General features: G+C 44.3%; 16 protein-coding genes. 12 read left to right on the top strand and 4 right to left on the bottom strand.

Going from position 1 to position 22800, the window contains the following annotated elements; genetic code table 11:
- The 3 genes from RMO55_RS18935 to RMO55_RS18925 all read left to right on the top strand — a co-directional run.
- A partial coding sequence (locus tag RMO55_RS18935) for a methyl-accepting chemotaxis protein (RefSeq protein ID WP_310429182.1) occupies positions 1–1154 on the top strand: 1154 nt, incomplete at its 5' end.
- A 166-nt stretch (positions 1155–1320) separates the two neighbouring features.
- Positions 1321–4818, top strand: coding sequence for a response regulator (locus tag RMO55_RS18930; RefSeq protein ID WP_310429179.1), 3498 nt, complete (start codon positions 1321–1323; stop codon positions 4816–4818).
- A 193-nt stretch (positions 4819–5011) separates the two neighbouring features.
- Positions 5012–5557 carry a chemotaxis protein CheW gene (locus RMO55_RS18925; RefSeq protein WP_310429177.1) on the top strand — a complete coding sequence of 182 codons (546 nt, stop codon included), beginning with the start codon at positions 5012–5014 and terminating at the stop codon, positions 5555–5557.
- Between the two features lie 79 nt (positions 5558–5636).
- Here the strand turns inward: RMO55_RS18925 and RMO55_RS18920 are convergent, their stop codons facing one another.
- Positions 5637–6284, bottom strand: a complete 648-nt coding sequence (locus RMO55_RS18920; RefSeq protein ID WP_310429175.1) for a DUF1997 domain-containing protein — start codon at positions 6282–6284, stop codon at positions 5637–5639.
- 156 nt (positions 6285–6440) lie between these two features.
- On the opposite strand from RMO55_RS18920, the gene RMO55_RS18915 reads away from it, so the two are divergent.
- Positions 6441–7097 (top strand): SDR family oxidoreductase, encoded by a 657-nt coding sequence (locus tag RMO55_RS18915; RefSeq protein WP_310429173.1) that lies wholly within the window; start codon positions 6441–6443, stop codon positions 7095–7097.
- A gap of 128 nt (positions 7098–7225) precedes the next feature.
- On the top strand, positions 7226–7888 hold the full coding sequence (locus RMO55_RS18910) for a glycoside hydrolase family protein (RefSeq protein ID WP_310429171.1): 663 nt from the start codon (positions 7226–7228) through the stop codon (positions 7886–7888).
- Positions 7889–7982: 94 nt separating this feature from the next.
- Here the strand turns inward: RMO55_RS18910 and glgP are convergent, their stop codons facing one another.
- The gene (glgP, locus tag RMO55_RS18905; protein WP_310429169.1) at positions 7983–10541 is read right to left on the bottom strand and encodes an alpha-glucan family phosphorylase; all 2559 of its coding nucleotides are present in this window, start codon (positions 10539–10541) and stop codon (positions 7983–7985) included.
- A gap of 429 nt (positions 10542–10970) precedes the next feature.
- Here glgP and RMO55_RS18900 point away from each other — a divergent pair, with 429 nt between their 5' ends.
- Entirely contained in the window at positions 10971–11456 is a 486-nt protein-coding gene (locus tag RMO55_RS18900; protein ID WP_310429167.1) for a hypothetical protein, read from the top strand.
- Positions 11457–11515: 59 nt separating this feature from the next.
- Here RMO55_RS18900 and RMO55_RS18895 read toward each other — a convergent pair whose 3' ends face one another.
- Both RMO55_RS18895 and RMO55_RS18890 read right to left on the bottom strand, forming a co-directional pair.
- Positions 11516–11953: a peroxiredoxin gene (locus tag RMO55_RS18895; RefSeq protein WP_310429165.1), complete on the bottom strand. Its 438-nt coding sequence runs from the start codon at positions 11951–11953 to the stop codon at positions 11516–11518.
- A gap of 192 nt (positions 11954–12145) precedes the next feature.
- Positions 12146–12565: a hypothetical protein gene (locus RMO55_RS18890; RefSeq protein ID WP_310429163.1), complete on the bottom strand. Its 420-nt coding sequence runs from the start codon at positions 12563–12565 to the stop codon at positions 12146–12148.
- Positions 12566–12672: 107 nt separating this feature from the next.
- Between RMO55_RS18890 and tmk the strand changes: the two genes are divergently transcribed.
- The 6 genes from tmk to RMO55_RS18860 all read left to right on the top strand — a co-directional run bounded on the left by tmk (position 12673) and on the right by RMO55_RS18860 (position 22618).
- Positions 12673–13323, top strand: a complete 651-nt coding sequence (gene tmk, locus RMO55_RS18885; RefSeq protein WP_310429186.1) for a dTMP kinase — start codon at positions 12673–12675, stop codon at positions 13321–13323.
- A gap of 168 nt (positions 13324–13491) precedes the next feature.
- Positions 13492–14496 (top strand): S-layer homology domain-containing protein, encoded by a 1005-nt coding sequence (locus tag RMO55_RS18880; RefSeq protein ID WP_310429161.1) that lies wholly within the window; start codon positions 13492–13494, stop codon positions 14494–14496.
- Between the two features lie 126 nt (positions 14497–14622).
- Entirely contained in the window at positions 14623–15888 is a 1266-nt protein-coding gene (locus RMO55_RS18875) for an MFS transporter (RefSeq protein WP_310429159.1), read from the top strand.
- Between the two features lie 136 nt (positions 15889–16024).
- Positions 16025–17158, top strand: coding sequence for a DUF5009 domain-containing protein (locus RMO55_RS18870; RefSeq protein WP_310429157.1), 1134 nt, complete (start codon positions 16025–16027; stop codon positions 17156–17158).
- An 8-nt stretch (positions 17159–17166) separates the two neighbouring features.
- Positions 17167–19602 carry a glycosyltransferase family 39 protein gene (locus RMO55_RS18865; RefSeq protein WP_310429155.1) on the top strand — a complete coding sequence of 812 codons (2436 nt, stop codon included), beginning with the start codon at positions 17167–17169 and terminating at the stop codon, positions 19600–19602.
- A gap of 232 nt (positions 19603–19834) precedes the next feature.
- Entirely contained in the window at positions 19835–22618 is a 2784-nt protein-coding gene (locus RMO55_RS18860; protein WP_310429154.1) for a filamentous hemagglutinin N-terminal domain-containing protein, read from the top strand.
- Positions 22619–22800 lie beyond the last annotated feature (182 nt).

Below are 22800 nucleotides of genomic sequence, written 5' to 3'. Positions count from 1 at the left end.
AAAATGATGCGCCTCGAATCTGGGATGCCTCCGAACGCACCGTCGTCGAGCAAATCGCCCTGCAAATCGGCGTAGCACTACAACTGTCAGAATACTTAGAACGAGTTCGGACTCAGGAACAAGAACTATCTCAGATCGTCGATCGAGAACGGGCTACCCGCCAAGAATTAGAGTCGGAGGCTTTGCGAGTCCTAAAAGCAATTAGCCCCTCCTTCCGAGGCGATTTAACCGTGCGTGCGCCGCTATCTGAAACCGAGATCGGCACGATCGCCGATGGCTACAATACCACGATTCAAAGTCTGCGGGAATTGGTGCGCCAAGTTCAAACCGCCGCCACCAGCGTGAGTAGCACTTCTAGTACCAACAACATTTTAGTCGATAATCTCTCCGCTCAAGCTAAACAAGAACTCGCTCAACTCGACCGAGCATTGACACAGGTAAATCTGATGGCGGTTTCCAGTCAAGAAGTCTCTGACTTTGCTCAAAAAGTCGAACAGGTAGTCCAATCTGCCAACCGCACCGTCCAAAATGGTGATGCACTGATGGAAAATACCGTTGAAGAGATTCTAGAGATTCGATCGACTGTATCGACAACTGCTAAAAAAATTAAACGTCTGGGTGAAACCTTCGGGAAGATTTCTAAAGTAGTTAACCTAATCGAAAACTTCGCTACCCAAACCAACTTACTTGCGTTGAATGCCTCGATCGAAGCAACCCGTGCGGGACAATATGGTAAAGGATTTGCCGTAGTAGCCGATGAGGTGCGCTCTCTGGCTTATCAGTCTGCGAATGCGACGACTGAAATCGAACGCCTGGTAGACGAAATTCGGATCGATACTAACGATGTAACCGAAGCAATGGAAATCGGGATCGCCCAAGTCGTTCAGGGGACAAATTTGGTCAATGAAACCAGACAGAGTTTGAGTGAAATCGTGGTCGCAACTAGCCAAATTAGCGAACTAGTTCAAGCCATCAGTCAATCTGCGGGTACTCAAAACAAACAATCCCAAAAACTGACCGAAGTGATGACAGATGTAGCTGAAATGGCAAATCTCACCTCTGCAAGTGCCACCCAAATTTCTGAATCCTGTCAACAGTTGCTCACAACTTCGCAAGTTCTAGAAACTAGTGTCAGTCGATTTAAAGTGGATTAGGAAGCTTGGAGCGGGTCGCGGGGAGCGGGGAAAAAGGAATTAGGATTTGCGTTATCACGCTCTACATCCAGATCTCCATTAGGTGGCACAGCCGCCGCCCACCCCCCGCGCCCCGCTCCCCGCTCCCCGCTCTTCCAATTCCCAATTCCCAACTCCCAAACCCCTTATGACCGACGATCTAGATTTTCAAGAGTCACTCGATCGATATTTTGAGATCGAAGCGGCGGAATTATTACAGACGATCGAGGAAACACTACTGACGCTGGTAGAAGAAAAAACGATCGAGCGCGTTCATACCCTGATGCGAGCCGCTCACACCATCAAAGGTAGTGCGGCCAATTGTGGGTTCAAGACGATCGAAACGATCGCCCATCACCTGGAAGATGTCTTCCAGGCACTTTATCCGCCCGAACTGGAGATCGACCCCGAATTAGGGTTACTCTTGATGGAAGGCTATGACTGCTTATACGACCCTTTGAGTGCCTTGTTGGCGGGTGTGCCCTATGATGAAGCAGCCACCCTCGAACGGACAGCCGAACTATTTGCCAGACTGCAAACTCATTTAGGCGATTTCTTTGGGCGGGAAACTCCATTACCCACCGCCGCAGAACTGGGTTTTGATGTGATTGGGTCGATTTTTACCGATAGTATCCCCCACGATCTCGAAGATCTATCGGTAGCAATCTCCAGTCAAAATATTGCCAAAGTCCAAGACAGTCTCCGTTCGCTAGCAGAATTTTTATTAGAACTAGGTGGGTCTTATAGTCTCCCAGGGATTGCGGCAATTGCCAGTACCACCCTCGTGGCATTAGAACGTCATCCAGCTAGGGTACTAGAACTTGCGCCCATCGCCTTGACTAATTTTCAACAAGCCCAAATCGCGATCGTCGGGGGAGATCGATCCGTTGGTGGTGAAGTATCATCAGCACTGACGGCCTGGAGTCAAAGCGATCTGGCTCCGTCGATCGAGCATAGTGATGAGGCTGCTGACTGGTTATCCTTATCCGAATTTACTAACTCGGAAATCGCCACAGCCGCACCAGCCTCAACCGATGATTTTGATTCACTCGAATGGCTATCCTTGGTTGACAATCCTGAGGATCGATCGTCAATCGCACCAGACGAAGTAGAACTTACCAATGCTACTCCAATATCTTCATCAGCGGAATGGCTATCGTTAGTAGAAGATCCTACTAGTACTAGCACCGAAGAAGAATTAGTCAATGCTACTCCAACATCTTCATCGACGGAATGGCTATCGTTAATCGACTCCCAAGATTCAGATTTAGCTGTTGACAATTTACTAGAGACAGTCGATGTCGAGCCAGCAATTATTGATGTCAGCTCCTTCTTCGAGCCAGAAAACATCGAGATGATGATGGATCTGACTGAGACAGAATATCTGGTGGAGGCAATCGAGCACAGTCAAAACTTCACACATGAATCTTATCGTCATTCAGATTTAGCAACCACAAATAGATCGGGAGTGGATCGCATTTTCCAATCAATTTGGGGTGGGAACTCTGCATCATCAACTGAAGATCGTCAACAGCCAGAAACACTTACAGCCACCGACAGCCCAGCCCCAGAACGCGAAACGTCAGCCGAGCAGCTTATCAGCGTGCGCGTGGCTACCATTCAACTCGAACGACTCAGCCACACCATCGGCGAATTGCTCATTGACGACAACCAACAATTCCTCCGTGCTGATCGATTGCAGAGATTAGCTCAATCTACTGTAGAACAATATCGTCGTTGCGAACAAAGATTGCGACTAGTCAGTGATTGGGCTGACAAAAATACCGAAGCCGCCGAACGCCCCAAATTCTCACCGCGCCGATCCTCCAAAAATCAAACCAAGCAACGGAAAAAAGCCAGCGATGGATTACACGCTCATTTCGATAGTCTCGAATTAGACGTATATAGCGACTTGAGCATTCTCTTGCAAAACTTAACTGACGATCTCGCCGAATTAGGTGTCAAAGTCGGAAATTTGGCAGAAATGGCCCAAAAATCGCGGGTGACATTGGGCAAACGCAAACAGTTACTCGCTGACGCTCAATCAGAATTGTTTGAAGCGAGAATGGTCGAAATTTCTAGCGTCCTCAATCGCTTTCCCCGCCTGCTCCAACAGATGGTGGCTTCCCATCGCAAACCCGCGCAACTACAACTAATCGGGACTGGAGTCTCGATCGATAAGATTATCGCCGAAAAACTCTACGATCCTCTACTCCACTTAATTAGAAATGCTTACGATCATGGGGTCGAACCGCCAGAAATCCGTGCCGCCCAAGGCAAGCCAGAAACCGGACAACTGACAATTAGAGCTTATCACCAAGGCAATCGCACGAAGATCGAAGTTAGCGATGATGGACAAGGTTTAAACTGGGATAAAATTCGTCAACGGGCGATCGATCTCCATCTACTCGCAGCCAGTCATGCAGCTACCGCCACCGAAGCCGAGTTAGCTGAAATCATGTTTGCCCCAGGATTTTCGACCGCTGACAAAGTAAACGATCTTTCGGGTCGCGGCATCGGTTTAGATGTTGTCCGCGACCGTCTGGGTACCTTACAGGGCAAGATCGACGTTCGCTCGACCTTGGGACAGGGGACGACCTTTGTGATGCAATTCCCACTCAATCTCACCACTACTCGACTATTGATTTGTGAATCTCAGGGATTCGTCCATGCCTTGAGATCGGAAGCCATCAGTCAAGTGCTATTACCATCACCAGATCGGATTCAATCCCAATCTTCATTCTCAGATCGCGGTACCACCAAATTTCTTCGCTGGGGTGATGGTGCTGCTCAAAAATTAATCCCAATTTATCCTGTCGATAGTTTATTGGACTATAACTGCTCGATCGTTGCCGATCTCCAAGATGCGGTAAATCTGTTCCCAGTCAAAGCCAAAAATAGCACCAACGCCATCCTGCTACTCGAAATCGATGGCGAACACATCTGTCTCGAAGTCAGTCGCATCCTCGTCGAACAAGAATTGGTGGTTAAATCCCTCGGTCAAACTTTTGGATTGCCCAACTATATCCAAGGTTATAGCGTTTTGGGCGATGGTAGTCTCACCCTCGCGATCGATCCAGTCGAATTACTCGCAGGTGTCAGAACGAATACATCGGGAATTCAGTTCATTCCGACGAAACTACCAGCACTAGCCGCCAGTGTCCAAGCGGCTCTGGCTCCAGCAATAGATTCACCAATTCCCAGCGAGATTGAAGATCGACTAGATGAGATAACTAATCACAGTTCGGCACAGCCAGGGAAGCAATTACAAGTCTTGGTAGTCGATGACTCGCTCGTACAGCGTCAAAGCTTGACCCGCTCCCTCACCAAAGCAGGATGTCAAGTCATCCAAGCTAGTCACGGACGAGAAGGAATTCTGCGGCTACAAGAACATCCTCGCATTCGCTTGGTAGTTTGCGATATTGAAATGCCCCAGATGAATGGCTTTGAATTTCTCAGTCATTGTCGTCAAGATCCCAAACTATCACAAATTCCGATCGTCATGTTAACCACTCGCGGTGGTCAAAAACATCGTCAATTAGCCATGACCCTAGGCGCGAAAGATTATCTCACTAAACCACAATCCGAACGAGATCTATTAGATATTGTCGCTAAATTATCCGAACCAATTGAGGTTGGTGTTTAGGCTTCAGGCTTTAGGCTTTAGGATAGCGGGACGATTGCGTCCCTTTATCCAACACCCAACACCCAACACCTAATACCTAATACCTAATACCTAATACCTAATACCTAATACCTAATACCTAATACCTAATACCCAACACCTAATACCTAATACCTAATACCTAATACCCAACACCTAATACCTAATACCTAAAATGCTAACCTCATCCTTACTCCCCAAGCGATTTTTCAGTCTCAACGAGGATAGTGATAACATTCGCACGATCGTGTTTGCACTTGCAGATATCGAACAAACATCGATGGCTAATTACCTATTTGCTTTACCTGTCGAAGCCGTCGAAAAAGCCATCGTTTATCCCGCAAATCGAGCAACTCTTAAAGATGGCATTGGGATGATGAATTTTGGTTCGCAAACCCTCACCATTGTAGATTTACGCCAAAAGTTTACCACGATCGATACAGATTGTGATTCTTCAAAATTTCTAGTCCTATTCCATACTCAAGCTGGAGAACTGTGCGGTCTGCCGATTCAAGATGCCCCAGTACTTTTAGATATCGATCCAGCGATGATTCGATCGATCCCCCTCGCCTATCGCGAAGTTAATCAACTGAGTTTCGTCAGTCATATGGCAATTGTCCCTCAAGAAAACGGTCTAGAACCATTACAAATTCTACTCTTGGGATTCGATCGATCTCTAATTGGATTAAACGATAATTCAAATGCCAGTTATCTCAATTAAAATTGATGCAAACAAAATCAGAAATAGGTAGGGGCAATTTATAAATTGCCCCTACCTATTTCTAAAAGCAAATATTAATTTAACACTTAGGGACTTTCAAATCCAAATTCCCATGAAAATCCTGCTGAACCTTGTGAGTCAATTGACGCGAAACACGATTGACAATTTGCTTCAAAACTTTATCGCCTGTAGCCTGAATTACTCCAGTAGGTAACTTGTAGATAAACTGAGGAAACTGAATATAAACATTCAAATCTAGATCCCAATCCACCTTGGTGCCCAATCGATCGCCATCTAAGGTCTCTCCTAGCCGCATCTGGGCATTGAAACTCACCTCATAACCAGGAGAAGTATAATTGGGGATTGCCACCGTTTGAATGCGATATACACCACTATCCTGCGGTAATAACTCCAAACCAATCTTTGGTTCGACAATATAGCCAAACGAACCAAATTTACCAATAGTCAGATCGTAACCATTTTTGCCGATCGGTTTGACCTGCATGGGATGAGCGCAACGAGTAAACCAGCCCTGATGCGCATCTAAATATTTGCCTACAGTCTTGACATCTGCGCCCATCAGCATGGCATCAGTGAAGCGATAGCTAAAACAGAATGGTTGGGATCGATCTGGATCGATCGACACCAGATTTTGCTGTTCTAATTCAGGATTCATCAAAGGAAGACTCTGTTCTACGCTGTTTTTTTCTAGTGTTTTGACTGGCATCTCCTTTTATCCCGTTGATATTCTGACTGTATGATATTGATGGTAATGCACTGACTGCTAAGATCTATTTACAAGTTCTAGCTGGTAAAAACCGGAAGTTTTAAATTATTCGGTAGTGGAATAGCTAAATCTAGACTTTATTGTAACGATAACTTAATGAAAGCATTTGTAGCAGGGGCGACAGGGGAAACAGGACGCAGAATCGTGCAGGAGTTGGTCGATCGACAGATTCCAGTGCGAGCATTAGTTCGCGACCTTACTAGGGCACGAGCCATCTTACCAGCAGAAGTAGAATTAATCGCAGGTGATGTCCTCGATCTTCGTAGTATCACTCAGGCGATTGGTGACAGTACGGTAATTCTCTGCGCGACTGGAGCTAAACCCAGTTTAGACCCGACTGGCCCTTATCAGGTAGACTATCAGGGCACGAAAAATCTGGTAGATGTCGCAAAAGATCGAGACATCCAGCAGTTTGTTTTTGTTTCATCGCTGTGCGTATCAAATTTTTTCCATCCGCTCAATCTGTTTTGGTTGATTTTATGGTGGAAGCAACAAGCCGAACAGTATTTAAAAACCAGTGGCATAAACTACACGATCGTTCGCCCAGGCGGACTGAAAAATGAAGACAATTCCGACCCGGTGATAATGTCAGGAGCAGATACGCTCTTTGATGGTAGTATAGCCAGACAAAAGGTTGCTCGGGTGTGCGTTGAGTCACTCACCAGCCTTCAAGCCCGCAATAAGGTACTCGAAATCATCAGCACCCCAACCGCAGTGGCAAAAAGTTGGGAAGATCTATTTTCTGGTGTGTAGTTACTCAAGTTGCTAGTTATAGGCAGAGTTGGGAGTAGTGGATCGTGAATTTGGACGCAAGCGTCTTTTTTTACCCTTTACCCCACACCCCACACCCCTTACCCCACACCCTAATTTCCCAATCCTGCATGGATAAACGTAAACGTCAACGTTTTAGAATCCCCGCGATGGCGATCGGCGGTGTAACCGCATTGTGGTTGGTCTTATTATTAAGACCGCCAACACCTCGTCAGATCCAGAATCCAACTTATGAGACAGCGCAAAATTCACCATTGGTGATGACAGGCGGCGATCCCTATGTTCGGGCATTTATGCGGATGATTTCGGCGAGTGAGGCAAACGATCCCCGACCATATTCAGTCATCTATGGTGGGACTCATGCAGAGAATCTCCATCGTCATCCAGAACAGTGTATTCGGATTGTCAATGGACCGAATATTAATAATTGTTCGACAGCAGCAGGTCGATATCAGATGATCAATACAACTTGGACAAAAATGGCTAAGAAATATCATCCAGGACCAGATTGTGCGTTATTTGTCTTTCAATGTGGTTATAGTTTTGAAGCACAGTATCAAGATGCAGTCGTTCATGCTTGGCTCAGTGATGAACGCGCCTGGAGGATGAATATTCCCCAGTTATTAAAAGATGGTCAGTTGGAGCAGGTACGGCGGCGGTTATCGAGTACCTGGACTAGTTTGGGATATGGAATTGAAAATAATACGATGACACCGAAATTAGCCGGAATTTATCAGCAGTTGTTGGCAGAGGAGTTGAAACGTAAAAATTAGTAGTCCGTGGCGTAAATATTGAATTATGCTGTTGAATTTCAATCATCAAAAGCCCCTGGGGAGCTGCAGCTCCCCAGGGGCTTTTGCTAATTCCCTATGCCCATTGAATCAACCCTAGTTCGTAGGGATTGCTCAAATGTGGATGGTGAGGTAAGACTCGCAGAGACAAGCCTTGTAAGCCGCTAGCCGAGTAGGCAATCTCACTGGTGTAGAGACTATTCCCAGCATTATCTTTACCTTGGTAGGTCATTACAGAGGTGTCTGCATCGGTAATTTTGCCATTGGTATCGACCGCACCTTTATACAGTTCGACTTGGATATCATGGGGTTCCAGACTACCTAAGTGAATCAGACTCTTGACGGCGATCGACTGATTGACGTTAATATCTTCTGGGGCAGAAACATCGACGTTGTGGATTTTGAGTGCGTCCCAATGGGTGCGCATTTTCTCTTTCCAGTGGGCAAGATCTTTACCCGCTTGATAACTATTGTCGGTGACAACATGATTGCGATCGCTAGCTGGGAAGTAGCCAGTATTGGCGTAATCGCGCAGCATCCGTGAGGTGTTGAAGGTCGGACAATTGAGGCGGATTGCATCTTTCATCTTGGCTACCCATTTGCGAGGTAAGCCTTCTTTATCGCGATCGTAGAATAGCGGTACGATTTCCTGTTCTAACAGGTCGTAGAAGGCATTTGCTTCTACTTCATCCTGATACTCTTCATCTGAGTATAGTTCGCCATGTCCGATCGGCCAACCAGTCCGCACGTAATCAGCTTCATCCCACCAACCATCGAGAATACTCAAGTTTGGTAAGCCATTCATGGCTGCTTTCATCCCACTGGTACCGGATGCTTCATGTGGACGGCGTGGAGTATTCAGCCAGATGTCGCAACCTGCTACCATCACTCGCGATACATAAATATCGTAATCGGGGACGAATACGACTGAGTTCATCCCCTCGGTGCGAGTGAAGTGAACGATATCACGGATCAGAGCTTTACCTGGAATATCCTTGGGGTGAGCTTTTCCGGCGATTACGAATTGAACTTTACGTCCTTTCGTACCCACCATGATCTCTTTGATTCGATCGAGATTCCGCAGGAATAATGTGGCACGCTTATAAGTAGCAAACCGTCGGGCAAATCCGATCGTGAGTACGCCTGGATCTAATGCTTCCTGCGCGTGGTTGATTTCTGCCAGGGTCGCACCGCGCTCCTTGAGATGACCTACAATCCGATCGCGGACGTAGACGACCATTTCCGAGCGACTATGCTCGTGATTGCGCCAGAGTTCTTCATCGGGAATAGAGTCAATTTTATTCCAGATTGGATCTTCGATCGATTTCTCCGACCATTCTGGGCCGAGATAGCGATCGTATAGTTCCTGTACGGATTTCGCTACACAACTGCGGGCGTGAACGCCATTAGTGATTGAAGTAATCGGTACCTCGTCAATGGGGACATCTTTCCACATATTCTGGAACATTTCTCGCGAAACGACTCCATGCAGTTTCGCTACACCGTTGACGAAGCTGGAGGTTTTCATCGCCAGGGCTGCCATACTGAAGGGCGACTCTAGATCTCCAGTATTTTCGCGTCCCAAGCCCATAAACTCATCCTTACCCAAGCCATAGACACTAGCATAGTGTCCGACATAGTACATGGTTTTGTCTGGTGGGAATAAATCGAATCCCGCACTTACAGGCGTATGGGTGGTGAAAATTTGGGTAGATTGAGCGACTTGTTTCGCTTCGATAAAAGAAAGTCCATCTCGTTGCATCAAGACTTTGATGTGTTCGAGGATCAGGAAACCAGAGTGTCCCTCATTCATATGATAGACGCTAGGCTTGTGTCCCAACGCTTCGAGCGCGCGGAAGCCACCGATACCCAACATGATTTCCTGATGGATGCGCGTATCTAAATCGCCACCATACAGGGCATCGGTAATATCTTGGTCATAGGCGTTATTTGGCTCGATATTGGTATCCAATAGGTACAGGGATACAACACCGACTTGAACGCGCCATACTCTGGCGTAGACCATCCGTCCAGGGTATTCTACCGCGACCCGTAGCTCGGTGCCATCAGCCTTGCGTTCGAGTTGAACGGGAATATTATGGAAGTCGTTAACAGGATAACGTTCTTGTTGCCAACCTTCAGCATTTAGATACTGAGCGAAATATCCTTTTTGATATAATAATCCAACTGCAACCAGCGGTAAACCTAAGTCACTCGCTGATTTGAGGTGATCTCCAGCCAAAACGCCTAAACCACCCGAGTAAATCGGTAGACAGTCTACCAACCCAAATTCAGCGCAGAAGTAAGCAAAACACTCTTTACCCGCACGGTTAGTCCGCTGGTGCTTGTACCAACTGCGATCGTGTAGGTAGGTGTTGAGTTCTCCCAAAGCCCGTTCCATGTGTGCTAGAAAACCATCATCAGCCGCAACTTCTTGCAAGCGCGACTGACTGACTCTAGCTAACAGTGCGACTGGATTGTGACGAGTGGTTTCCCACAAATCTCGATCGAGTCTTCTAAATAGTTCTTTGATCTCCGTGTTCCAGTCCCAATACAGGTTATAGGCAAGCTGCCGTAGGGGTTCGAGGGAGACTGGTAGGGAAGGAGAAACATTGAATGTACGAATCGGCTGCATCAATAAACGTCCTCGGCAATTAATTCCACAATCTTCTATTGTCGCCGACCTTAGTCAGTCGAGACAATTTTCTCCACAATATCTTTATAAGTTGGCGATGCTCTTGTCGCAACTCTTCACAATCGAACACACCAGTAGTTGGCGATCGATTTGTTGTAGTCGCTGTGAGCCAGTGCCAGATCGTGTATCTTCACACCAACTTTAGATGACTGATCGTAATTATGTCTGTCTAAATGGGTACAAATAAGATAACGCAGTTGTGGCTGAGTTTTCGATCCTTGACAGTGGGTTAGCACTATGATGTCATAAATCGAAGTCCAGCCAATATGCGGAAGCTATACCCAGCTTTGACGATCGCTAAAGCAAACCGATTAAAATGGTTGGTATGGCAAGACACACATCTCTCAACACAACACACGGTACCACTGTATGAAAACCAGCAAATATTTGTCTGCCATCATGTTTATCAGTGCGATCTGGATTTTGCTAGATGTCCAGTCTCCCGCCCAAGGTTTCAGTCTAGAGTTACCATTTGGCAATCTCACTCTGGCGAAATCGCTACAGAAACCGACCCGAACCATCGCCCAAAATTCAGCAGCTAGTTCGGAGAATACTGCTGTCAATAAGGATCTAAGATTACAAGATATCAATATTACTCGCGATAGCACCGACAAATCCCTATTAACGATCGCCGGATCGATTAATAATCAGAGCGAGCAGCCTCACTATGTTTACTATATAGTCGCCAAATTTATCTCGAAAGACACATCAATCAAGCAAACTATTATTCCCGTAAATATTAATCTCGAACCTGGCGAATCCAAATTATTCACTCACGAAATTTCTACCACTAGTAGCAACTCGATCTTGCTAGAAACGGTCAAGCCCGTAGTTGTTAAGTATGAGTACCGTTAATTAGGGGATAGGGAATAGTGAATAGGGGATAGTAAATATCCGCCCTATTCTAGAATTAATTAATAACCTAACGCCGTTAAAACATCGTTGGCGTGAGTATCGGTTTTGACGCTGGCATCGACATGGACAATTTTACCAGTTTCGTCGATCGCGTAGGTGACACGTTTGGCATAGCCGCCGCCATCTACATCATAAGCAGTAACGATCTCACCATTTGTATCGGCTAAGAGTGGGAACGGGAGACTAAATTTTTCAGTAAAAGCTTGGTGGGAAGATTCATCGTCTTTGCTCACGCCGAGAATCACAATCCCCTTATCTTGATAGACAGCATAATTATCGCGGAAACTGCAAGCTTGTTTGGTACAACCAGGGGTATCATCCTTGGGATAGAAATACATGACAACTTTCTTGCCAGCTAACCCAGCGAGAGTTACAGAATTACCATTGGTGTCTTTAACGTTAAAATCAGGAGCCTTTGTGCCTACAGCCAGAGCCATGAGATGATTTCCCTACGAATTTAAGATTGATATCACGTTCACTGTAGACGGAATCACCTTGTTTTTCAAGGAAATAGTAATAAAATACTATTCATGGATAGTTGTGGTAATTATCTGAAACACAATAGTTAAAAAGCAAGCAACTAAAAATCGGGGTGATAAGCTAAAATCCACAATCTAAAATCCAAAGTTCTAATTACACGATCTCGCGTACTCATCTGCTGCGGATGGATTGGCTGCTAATTTTGGTGCTGAAGGAGTGGCATTCGATTGTAAACTACTAATAGGTTCCCAGTCATAGTTGTGAGCGAGTGTATAACGCAGGAGATCGAAGACTTGACGGCAGTGATTATTTTGCTGGAGTGGTAATTCCTCATTTTTGAGGACAAAGCTGAGTTTGACGGTATTTTGAGTGGCATTGGTGACATCGATTAATACTTCCGCTCTGACCAGTTTTGCAAATGAAACTCGACCTGGAATCTCTCGCGCCATTAGGTAATCCTCGACCTCATAGATTGTTTCCATTCCGCAAGTCTCCAGCAATTTTCGCAATGGAGATCGAACATTCTGGGATGAAAGATTGACTGAAAAATGGCAGACATAACGAGACATAGGATGTAATCTTTTTCAAAGTAAAGTTTAGTTATCTCAAATTCTCTTGACATCCTAGCAGATTAGCTGACTAATTTATAGTGAAGATATATCGAGCTGGCGGGAAAATGAGTGGTAAGTTTATCGTATTTGAAGGAGTCGAAGGTGCTGGTAAAACTACCCAGATCCACAAGACAGCAAATTGGCTCCAAAGCTGGTGTGGTAAGGATCGATCTGTATTTATTACCCGCGAACCAGGTGGCACAAAGTTGGGACGACAGATTCGCCAACTTCTACTCGAAGATCCAGATACTTGGGTAAGTAATCGAACAGAATTGTTATTGTATGGTGCCGATCGAGCACAACATGTCGAATCGGTAATTAGACCTCAGCTCGATCGCGGTGATATTGTATTATGCGATCGATTTACTGATTCGACGATCGCCTATCAGGGCTATGGTAGGGGGTTCGATCGAGATGAGATCGATCGGGTGAATCAATTGGCTACAGGCGGTTTGCAGAGCGACCTTACCTTCTGGCTCGATTTGGATGTCAAAATTGGGTTACAGCGCGTTTTATCGCGCGGAAAACCCGATCGAATGGAACTGGCAACTTTAGATTTTCATCAACGAGTCAGACAGGGCTACCAAGAGTTAGCAAATATCTATCCAAATCGGATTATCAGAATTGATGCAGATCGATCTGAATCAGTCATCCAAATCGAGATTCAGTCAATCCTAATGCAGATAGACTGGATCGATTTTAGCGGTTTGACTTAGACAATCGATCGGTACGAATATTGCCAATCTTTAGTACTAAATACTCAACATTTGTGCAACTCAAGACAAATAATGCGATAATCCGATCTAAAATCAGACCAAAGCTGGGTAAATAAACATAGTATTTCTATCTGTTTAACTCTATCAATCTAGTACTAAGGTAAAAACATGACTAATTCACCTAATCCTACTCCAAATCCTAATCGTCGCCGACGGCTGACTGCGGATGAATTAATTGCGATCGTCGTAGCGATGGCAGGGATTGGCACAGTATTTTTCTGGGGAATCGGCCAAAAGTACCAGTCAATGAATTTTTTCAACGGTGGAACTTCAATTCTGGGCAACGATGGAGCTAATCGTAAAATCGGTCTGTTCGATCGTGGTGATAATAGTGCTGGACAGGAAAGACGAACGATTGCTAATGTTGCGACTAGAGATCGACAGGAGCAATCCACAACAACGATAACGGCTCCAGCCCAGACAATTATTAAAACAGTTGAAGTTCCGGCCGAACCGACTAAAACTACGGCTCCTGTGGCGATTGTGCCAGCACCTATAGTACCAGCAGTCGCACCAACTACACCTGTTTCGACAACACCAGTATTTACAGATGTCCCTAAACAGTTTTGGGGTGAAACCTATATTACCGAGCTGAAAAAACGCGGTATTCTCGATGATTTTGGTACTGGTAAATTCGATCCTAGCAAGGAGATTACTAGAGGAGAATATGCCAAAATGCTCGACCGGGCATTTGCGGATAAACCAACTACTGCCATAACATCTAATTTTAAGGATATTCCTGCCAATTATCCGCGTAAAGAAGCTGTGTATAAATCGGTACAGCTTGGGTTTATGACTGGCTATTCACCGACAAAATTTGCACCGAATCAATTGATTCCTCGCTACCAATTACAAATCTCCCTCGCAAAAGGGTTGAAACTTCCAGTCGCAACTAGCTCAGATCAAACATTGAGCAAGTTTAGTGATGCTAAAGAAATGCCAACATATACACGGGAAAAAATGGCAGCCGCAGTAGATGCGGGATTGGTAATTAAAGATAAAACAGCAGATCTGCTCAAACCCATCCAAAAAGCCACCCGTGCTGACGCAGCAGCTTTAATCTATGAAGTGTTAGTCAAAGAAGGTAAAATTCAACCCCAACAACCACAGTAATAAGAGTTGGGGCGTTGGGGCGTTGGGGAGTAAGGTAATAATAATAAACGATCCAACACCCCCACACCCCCGCACCCACATACCCCCACCCCGACTCCCTACCCTCTACTCCCTACTCCCTAATTTATGAGACTCGATCGACTGCCGCGCCATGTGTGGATTTTGAGTATTGCTAGCCTATTGACAGATATCAGCGCGGAAATGATTCGATCAGTGTTACCGATCTTCGTATTGTTAAAATTACAGGGCGGAGCTTTGACAATTGGCGAGATCGAAGGCGTTGCAGCAGCAACAGTCGCCATTATGCGAGTATTTTCGGGGGGACTGAGCGATTTTCTGGGGATGCAAAAGGGATTGGCTGTAATTGGCTATGGAATTTCCACTTTGACGAGAACGATTCTGCCGATCGCGATCGATCCATTATGGGTGATCGGTGCCCAGTTTGGCGATCGATTTGGACAGGGAATAAGTGTCGCACCTCGCAAAGCTTTGATGGCAGATATTACTTCTGAAGAAATGCGGAGTGAAGCTTATCGGTTGCGACAGTCGCTACTAATTGCTGGGGCATGTATTGGTTCGATTATCGCTGGAACGATCTTATTTTTTTTCCAGAATGACTACCAAATGGTGTTTTCTGCGGCAGTAGTACCCAGTTGCATGGGGTTAGCCCTACTCATTATCGTCGTTAAACCAGTCCAAAAGCAACAAAAACTATTGATGATGCCTGCGGAGATGACGGGCTTACTGGCTGGCAATGATGAATTCTACGAGCCAAGTCCACGCCCGAAATCATCATCGGTAGCTGATAATTACAACCCAATCTACTGGCGAGATTTACCTTATTTGGGTACAGAATATTGGCTGCTGCTCACCGTCGCAATTTTCTTTAATCTTGGTAACTCCAGTGATGCCTTTCTATTGATCCGATCGGTAGAAATCAGCATTTCTCCAGCATTGATTCCCGTGGGGCTGATTATCATGAATTTAGTCTTTGCCTTAGTATCGTATCCGGTAAGTGCGATTGTCGATCGAGTTCTGAAGGTTCGGCTCCTGCTGGCAGGCTTTTTGCTACACATCATTGTTTACTTTGGATTGGCAGTCGTCTCTACAAATGTCCAGATTTGGTGTTTATTTGCCCTGTACGGGCTGCATTTGGCAATGATTCAGGGTTTGCTCCTCGATCTGGTCGATCGCTCTGTAGAGCCAGCTAGAAGGAGTACAGCGTTTAGTCTGTTTAATTTAACGATCGGCATCACATTACTAGTTGCCAATCTGATTGCTGGTTGGTGTTGGTACGCTGTCGGTTCTGGATTTACCTTCGCTGTCGGTGCCTTTTTTGCAGGAATTGCAACTCTAATTCTCTTGATTGGTAGTGAAGAAGTTGAAAGTTGAAAGTTGCGTTGCGCGCACGCCCTAGTTCCCCGACGGTTTAGCGCAACAAGACAGAAAGTTGATAAATTAATTATTTCCCCTTTCCCCCCTTCCCCCACTAAGGTGGTACAGCACACCCCTACAACCCCACTCCACTATGCGCCTAACTTCCCTAGATGTCTTCCGTGGGATGACGATGGCTACGATGATTTTGGTGAATATGGCTAGTCTCGGTGATACTTATCCCTGGCTGGATCATGCGCCTTGGCATGGTTGGACGATCGCAGATTTAGTCTTTCCATTTTTTCTGTATATTATTGGCGTGGCGATGGCTTTTTCACTCGCTAAATATACGAGTGGAAATGCACCAATAACGAAGCAGGTATATTTCCAGATTATTCGTCGCAGTCTAATTTTATTTGGATTGGGCTTGATTTTAAACAATTTATTATGGAATTACAATTTAACCGATCCTAAAATCTTCCCCGATCTCGAACACTTGCGGATTATGGGAGTATTGCAGCGAATTGGAATTGCTTTTTTACTGAGTTCGATCGCAATTTTAATGCTCTCGCAGCGGGGGCTTTGGATTTTAGCTGGAACGATTTTAATTGGGTATTGGTTAATATTGACTTTTATCCCAGCGTTGGATAATAGCGATGGGGTATTTACCCAATTTGGCAATTTTGGATCTTATGTCGATCGCTTAATTATTACTAAAGCTCATCTACATAAAGGTTCTAAATTTATGAGCGATCCAGAAGGATTATTTAGTACGATCCCAGCTATAGTTAGTATCTTATTTGGTTACTTAACAGGGGCATGGTTAAAGCGTCAATCGGTAGCTTCTCGAACTAGCCTCAATCTGTTAATGTTTGGATTTGCGGCTGTGGTCATCGGGTTAGTTTGGAATGGATTTTTCCCAATTAATAAAAAACTCTGGACGAGTTCTTTCGTGCTATTTACGACTGGTTGGGGTTTGATTTCCCTGGCAGCTTGTTATGAGTTGGTGGATGTCCGCAAGTATGGGAAGTGGTTTAAACCGTTTGAGATTATGGGTTTAAATGCAATTTTTATATATGTAGCTTCGATCGTGTTAATTAAGTTATTGATGGTAAATCAAATTGGCAAGGGAGAGCAAGCTAAATCGATCTACGAGGTATTAAATAGTCAGTTATTTGGATGGGCGGGTACCCTTAATAGTGGCGTACTATTCGCAGTCGTGACTGTCTTGCTATGGTTTGGTGTATCCTATCTAATGTATCGTCAACGGTGGTTTTTGAAAATCTAAACTAGTGCATGAGAAAATCTATCGCCGTAGTTAAATTAAGTTCCGAGCAGTTAATACTAATAGCAATTATCTCGATCGCCACCAGTATACATGTTATTTGGTTGATACTCGATCGATCTGTGCCGACATGGGATGATGCAGCACATTTTACTAATGCTTTAAACTACCAACGAGTCATCAGTCATATTCAAGTTTTTTCTCCAGATTGGTGGCATGAACTATGGGCACAATCGCCTTCGTATACAGCACCATTTATTTATCTGTTAACGGTTCCATTTTTAAACATTTTTGGTCAGTCTGTCGATTCAGGTATTCTCGTTAATATCCTGTTTATTATCATTACTGTCTTAACAACTTACTTTCTTAGTAGCACCGCATTTAGTACTCAAGTGAGTTTATGGGCATCTGGCTTATGTTTGATGTTTCCCGCCCTGCTAAATATCCAAACTATGTATATGCTCGACTATGGTATTGTTGCCATATCCTGTCTGACATTTTTAGCTCTCACTCATTGGAAAGATGCCGATACGAGATTAAAAAGTTGGCAATGGAGTTTAATTTTTGGAGTTACTTTTGGTTGCTTGATGTTAAGCAAACCAACAGGATTTTTGTTCATGCTCTTCCCTATCATTTTTTTGATAGGCTCGTTTATCAAACATCGCAACTGGTGGGGCATATTCCAGTTTGGAGTAGCTTTAATCATTGCTTGGACGATCTTTGGTGGCTGGTTCAGTCAAAACTGGCTGACAGTGATTACGTCAGCAATTGGAGCCAATGGGATGGGTAAAATAGAAGGCGATCCTGGTGGTGATACCCTAGCAGGTTGGTTTTACTATCTCAAAATGTTACCAGAGCTGATTTCTCTACCAATTTTAGTTGTGACAATCGGGCTGATGATACTCTGGGTATTTAAAAACCAATCCAGCAATATTCTCGTTAGAAATCGACATTCATTTTGGTTGATATTGTATTGTTTGGGCGGCTACTTCTTCTGTAGTTTAGCTATAAACAAAGATTCTCGATTTATCTTACCAATCTTACCAGTGCTGAGTATTTTTTTCGCCTATGGTTTGAATTTATTTCAGACTACTTGGGCAAGAAGATTGAAGTGGGGGGCAATTGGGGTAACGGGATTAATCTTATTAATTAATCTGTTTGCGATTCCTGGAATAAATAGTTTATCAAAAGTACCCTATATTCATTATGGGCTAATCCATAGAGCAGATATCGGATCGAAGTTTCCTCATCAAGAGATAATTAGTGAAATTACGCACGATCGACCGTATCTCAAGTCAACTATTGGTGTATTATCAGCTAGTCCCGAATTTAATGCTGAAAATTTAGATTCATACGGACATCTCGCGGACTTTCAAGTTTATGCTAGATATTTAGTTGAAAGTTCGACAGAGAAACAGCAGTTTATCGATCGAGGTTTAAAAGCTTTGAATTGGTATGCGATCCAAATCGGTAATGCCAGTCATAATATTATCGAGAAAGTACCATTATCGATCGTCGAACAAAATCCAGACTTACAGCTTCATAAAACATGGACGATGCCAGATGCTAGTACTGTCAGATTATATCGACGTAAAAATACATCAATTTCTGTCGAGCCTATTTTAGATAAGATTGAGAAAGTTAAACTAGAAAAAGTTATTATTTCTCCATCATCAAGACTAGCAGTTAATACCAGTTATCAAGTAAGTGGCGATCGAGAGTTACTCCAAAATGGCTTGCTAATATTAACCTGGCAAAGTAAAGATAAAACTTGGCATCACGATCGAAGTATTGGTTTAGGCAATCTATATTTAGATCGAACAAGTAACTCGAATTTTAGAGTTACTGAAAAATCTAGTATGTTCCCCTCAGGACAGCTACCATTAGACACCTATCAATTAACAGCTACTTACCTAAATCGACGAACTGGAAAAACATTTCCCTTAGCAGTTCCCAAAATTGAAATTAAATCTTTACCAGAAAATCTACACGAACCAGACTCGATCGTCAAATTAACACAATTAAATAAATTATTCGCGCGTGGGAAGATCGATCCAGTCTTTAGCGAAGTTAATACTCTCAATCAATACGATCCCACTCAAGATTACTTAGCACAAGCACGACAGGCGATCGAATACCGCATCAAACAAGGCGAATCTCAAGTAGAATTAAAATACACCCTCGCGCTGATTCAAGCCTTGCAGCGGCGAATTGAACCATTACTAGATAACTTAACCAAAATTACTCAAACAGACCCTCAAAACCTTTATGCTTGGACTTACTTGGGATTTATTAGACTATATAATTGGCAGCCACAAGCAGCAGAAATAGCTTTTCAAGTGGCAAGTAAATTACCATCACCACCACCAGAATTAGCTACACTAAAAGTAGTCTCATCGATATTTCGATTCAATCTATTAGAAGCTTGGCAACGATCGAAAATTTAGATCGGACAATCCGTGTAATTTTAGAGTAGGGGCAATTCATACCGCAAATCAGCAACGCTGATGTTTAAAAATACAGAGATAGTAGATTCGATCGATATCTGCATCAAGAATTGTAACCAAAATTACCACAACTATTTGAGATCGATCGAAAGAGAACTATTATATATTAGATAATCGCAAAATTACACTATTGGGAACTATTTAAAAGGTTTAATCTTCATCCTTCCTTATCATGATTAAACATGTTCTTCCGCTCCTGACTACTACCACTTTATCTTTCCTCCCTATCATCGCCTACGCCCAAACATATCAACCTTCTAACCGCATTCCGCAAGCCGATAATATTCAAATTGGTACTCAAGTAAAAAACTTAGGTAATAATAACTTTGGTATCGAAGGTGGACTCAAACGCGGGCAAAATTTATTCCATAGTTTTACAGATTTTTCCATACCGACGGGCGGATCGGCGAACTTTAATAATCCTGTCGGGAATCAGTCAATTATTTCCCGCGTGACGGGAAATTTATTTTCGGATATTAATGGGTTATTAAATACTAATGGAGCAAACTTTTTACTCATTAATCCTCATGGAGTGGTATTTGGAGCGGGTGCAAAATTAGATGTGGGTAAGGCATTTGTAACGAGTACGGCAAGTGGAGTAGACTTTGTCGATCCTCAAGGCAGAAATTATAATTTTGGAACGAACAAAGCGGGTGATGCGCTGTTATTAACTATCGATCCAAATGTTGCTTTCAATCCAGCAAGATTGATAATAAATGCCAGTATTCCTGGGAGTAGGGGCATCGAAAATTATGGGACGCTGACAACTAATAACAAGAGTCAATACATCGGGTTAATTGGCGGAAATGTGAATTTGAATGGCGGCAAGATTATCGCTCCTGGTGCAAAGGTAGAATTAGGGGGACTACAGCAAAGTGGATCGATCTCGTTTAGTCTCAATAATGGTGTCCAGTTTCCGGCAAATGTAGAAAGAGGGAATGTATCGGTGGGATCGATCGAAACATCACCTAGTATAATTGATGTTCGATCGAGCGGGGATGGCAGTCTTAGTATTTTTGCTAAAGATATTACCATCCAAGGAACGGGAACGAGAATTAGGGCGGGTATTGCCACGGGATTGGGAAATTCAACTGCCATCGCAGGCGATATCAAGCTAGATGCGACAGGCAATATTCGGCTTGCGGACACGGCTTTCATTGTCAATATCGTCTATCCTGGCGCAGAAGGAAAAGGAGGTGGAATTGAAATTAAAACTGGAAATCTCTCCGTCACGAATGGTGCTCAATTAGTTACCAACACTCGCGGTAAAGGAGATGCTGGGAGCATCAAAATTATCGCTACTGGTAACGTCTCCTTTGATGGCATCCAAGATGGTTTTGGTACTGCCGCCTTTAGTTCGGTAGGCAGGGGCGGCGAAGGAAAAGCGGGTGGGATTGAGATTACGACGGGGAGTCTTTCTGTTACTAATGGTGCTCAATTAATTGCCAGCACTTTAGGCAAAGGAGATGCGGGAAATATCAAAATTACTGCTACGGGAAATGTCTCCTTTGATGGCAATAAAGATGGTTTCCTTAGTGCAGCATTGAGTACAGTAGAACCAGGTGCGATGGGTAAAGGGGGTGAGATTGAGATCGCAGCTCGCAATCTACGTGTCACTAATGGTGGTGGATTAGCTGCCAGTACTGACGGACAAGGAGATGCGGGGAGCATTAAAATTACGGCAGCAGAGAATGTTTTATTTGACGGCGAAAGTGTGGCATTGAGTACATTAACACAGAATGCAGAGGGAAAAGGCGGTGGGATAGAGATTATGACAGGGAATCTTTCTGTCACTAATGGTGCTGAATTATCTGCCACCACTTTCGGCAAAGGAGATGCGGGGAACATCAAAATTACCGCTACTGGTAACGTTTCCTTCGATGGCAGCCAAGATGATTCGGGTAATAGTACAGCATTGAGTGCAGTAGCACCAGGTGCAGAGGGGAAAGGTGGTGGAATTGAGATTAAGACAGGAAATCTCTCCGTTACTAATGGTGCTCAATTAATTGCCAGCACTTTAGGCAAAGGAGATGCGGGGAATATCAAAATTACCGCTACGGGTAACGTCTCCTTTGATGGTAGTAAAAATAGTTTTAGTAGTGCCGCAATCAGTCAAGTAGAAGAGGGCGCAGTGGGCAAAGGGGGCGGGATTGAGATTAAGACTGGGACTCTCTCTATTACTAATGGTGCTGGATTATCTGCCAGCACTGGCGGACAAGGAGATGCGGGGGATATTTTCCTGAACAGCAACACTATCAGATTAAACAAGGGCGAAATTTCATCAAAATCGACCAGTTCTACTGGCGGGAATATTAATATCATCACTAATGACTTCCTGCTGCTGCAAAATAGTAGTTTTATTGCTACCGATTCTAAGAGCACTGACAAAAATGGGAATGGTGGAAATATCACTATTGGTAGTCCCCTAATTATTGCTCTACCAGGAAACAATGACATCACGGCTAATGCCAATCGGGGTAATGGTGGTAACGTCAAGATTGATACCCAAGGACTATTCGGCATCCAATATCGCCCAATCGGTACAGCTTTTACTAATGATATTACAGCTAGTTCGACCTTCGGACAAAGTGGAATCGTCCAGATAAACACCCCAGGCACAGATCCAGGGAAGGATAAGGGCGAACTTTCTGCGGCTACTAACGATGCGAGTAAGCAAGTTTCCCAAGCCTGTAGTGCAAGTCAGCGGGATCATAAATTTTATATGACTGGACGCGGTGGATTGCCACCCAATGCTAGCGAACCCCAGGAGAGTGATGCTTTGTGGTCAGATGCGCGTGCGGAGGAGGCTCAAGCTGCGACTACAGCAAGTCTACCACCAAAATATGCACCGCCCGCGATCGGGTTAGTATTGGAGCCGAATGGACGGGCGCGATTGATTGCGGCTCAGACGGCAGGGGGATTGACGGAGACAAAGGTTGTTTGTCCGAATAAATAACGCTAAAAATTTGTAGGGACGGATTTATGCCAGTAATCGTGGCTATAACGATATCGGGCGTTGCTGAATTCAGGTACGATTTACCTCTGAGACAAGCCCTGAAATTCAAGGTAGGGGTAATTCATGAATTACCCCTACCTTGAATTTCGAGAGCATTTCATACATCAATTCAGCAACGCCCA

This window comes from Chamaesiphon sp. VAR_48_metabat_135_sub, assembly GCF_031418915.1.
In the GTDB taxonomy this organism is placed as follows: domain Bacteria; phylum Cyanobacteriota; class Cyanobacteriia; order Cyanobacteriales; family Chamaesiphonaceae; genus Chamaesiphon.
The sequence above is the reverse complement of the archived record's forward strand: the minus strand, read 5'-3'. Positions and strand labels throughout refer to the sequence as shown.

Bases quoted from the DNA above. Each gene is read 5' to 3' on its own strand.
- RMO55_RS18930 (WP_310429179.1), top strand. From the start codon at position 1,321: ATGACCGACGATCTAGATTTTCAAGAGTCACTCGATCGATATTTTGAG.
- RMO55_RS18865 (WP_310429155.1), top strand. From the start codon at position 17,167: ATGAGAAAATCTATCGCCGTAGTTAAATTAAGTTCCGAGCAGTTAATA.
- RMO55_RS18895 (WP_310429165.1), bottom strand. From the start codon at position 11,953: ATGGCTCTGGCTGTAGGCACAAAGGCTCCTGATTTTAACGTTAAAGAC.
- RMO55_RS18900 (WP_310429167.1), top strand. From the start codon at position 10,971: ATGAAAACCAGCAAATATTTGTCTGCCATCATGTTTATCAGTGCGATC.
- tmk (WP_310429186.1), top strand. From the start codon at position 12,673: ATGAGTGGTAAGTTTATCGTATTTGAAGGAGTCGAAGGTGCTGGTAAA.
- RMO55_RS18860 (WP_310429154.1), top strand. From the start codon at position 19,835: ATGATTAAACATGTTCTTCCGCTCCTGACTACTACCACTTTATCTTTC.
- RMO55_RS18890 (WP_310429163.1), bottom strand. From the start codon at position 12,565: ATGTCTCGTTATGTCTGCCATTTTTCAGTCAATCTTTCATCCCAGAAT.
- RMO55_RS18920 (WP_310429175.1), bottom strand. From the start codon at position 6,284: ATGCCAGTCAAAACACTAGAAAAAAACAGCGTAGAACAGAGTCTTCCT.
- glgP (WP_310429169.1), bottom strand. From the start codon at position 10,541: ATGCAGCCGATTCGTACATTCAATGTTTCTCCTTCCCTACCAGTCTCC.
- RMO55_RS18870 (WP_310429157.1), top strand. From the start codon at position 16,025: ATGCGCCTAACTTCCCTAGATGTCTTCCGTGGGATGACGATGGCTACG.
- RMO55_RS18910 (WP_310429171.1), top strand. From the start codon at position 7,226: ATGGATAAACGTAAACGTCAACGTTTTAGAATCCCCGCGATGGCGATC.
- RMO55_RS18925 (WP_310429177.1), top strand. From the start codon at position 5,012: ATGCTAACCTCATCCTTACTCCCCAAGCGATTTTTCAGTCTCAACGAG.
- RMO55_RS18875 (WP_310429159.1), top strand. From the start codon at position 14,623: ATGAGACTCGATCGACTGCCGCGCCATGTGTGGATTTTGAGTATTGCT.
- RMO55_RS18880 (WP_310429161.1), top strand. From the start codon at position 13,492: ATGACTAATTCACCTAATCCTACTCCAAATCCTAATCGTCGCCGACGG.
- RMO55_RS18915 (WP_310429173.1), top strand. From the start codon at position 6,441: ATGAAAGCATTTGTAGCAGGGGCGACAGGGGAAACAGGACGCAGAATC.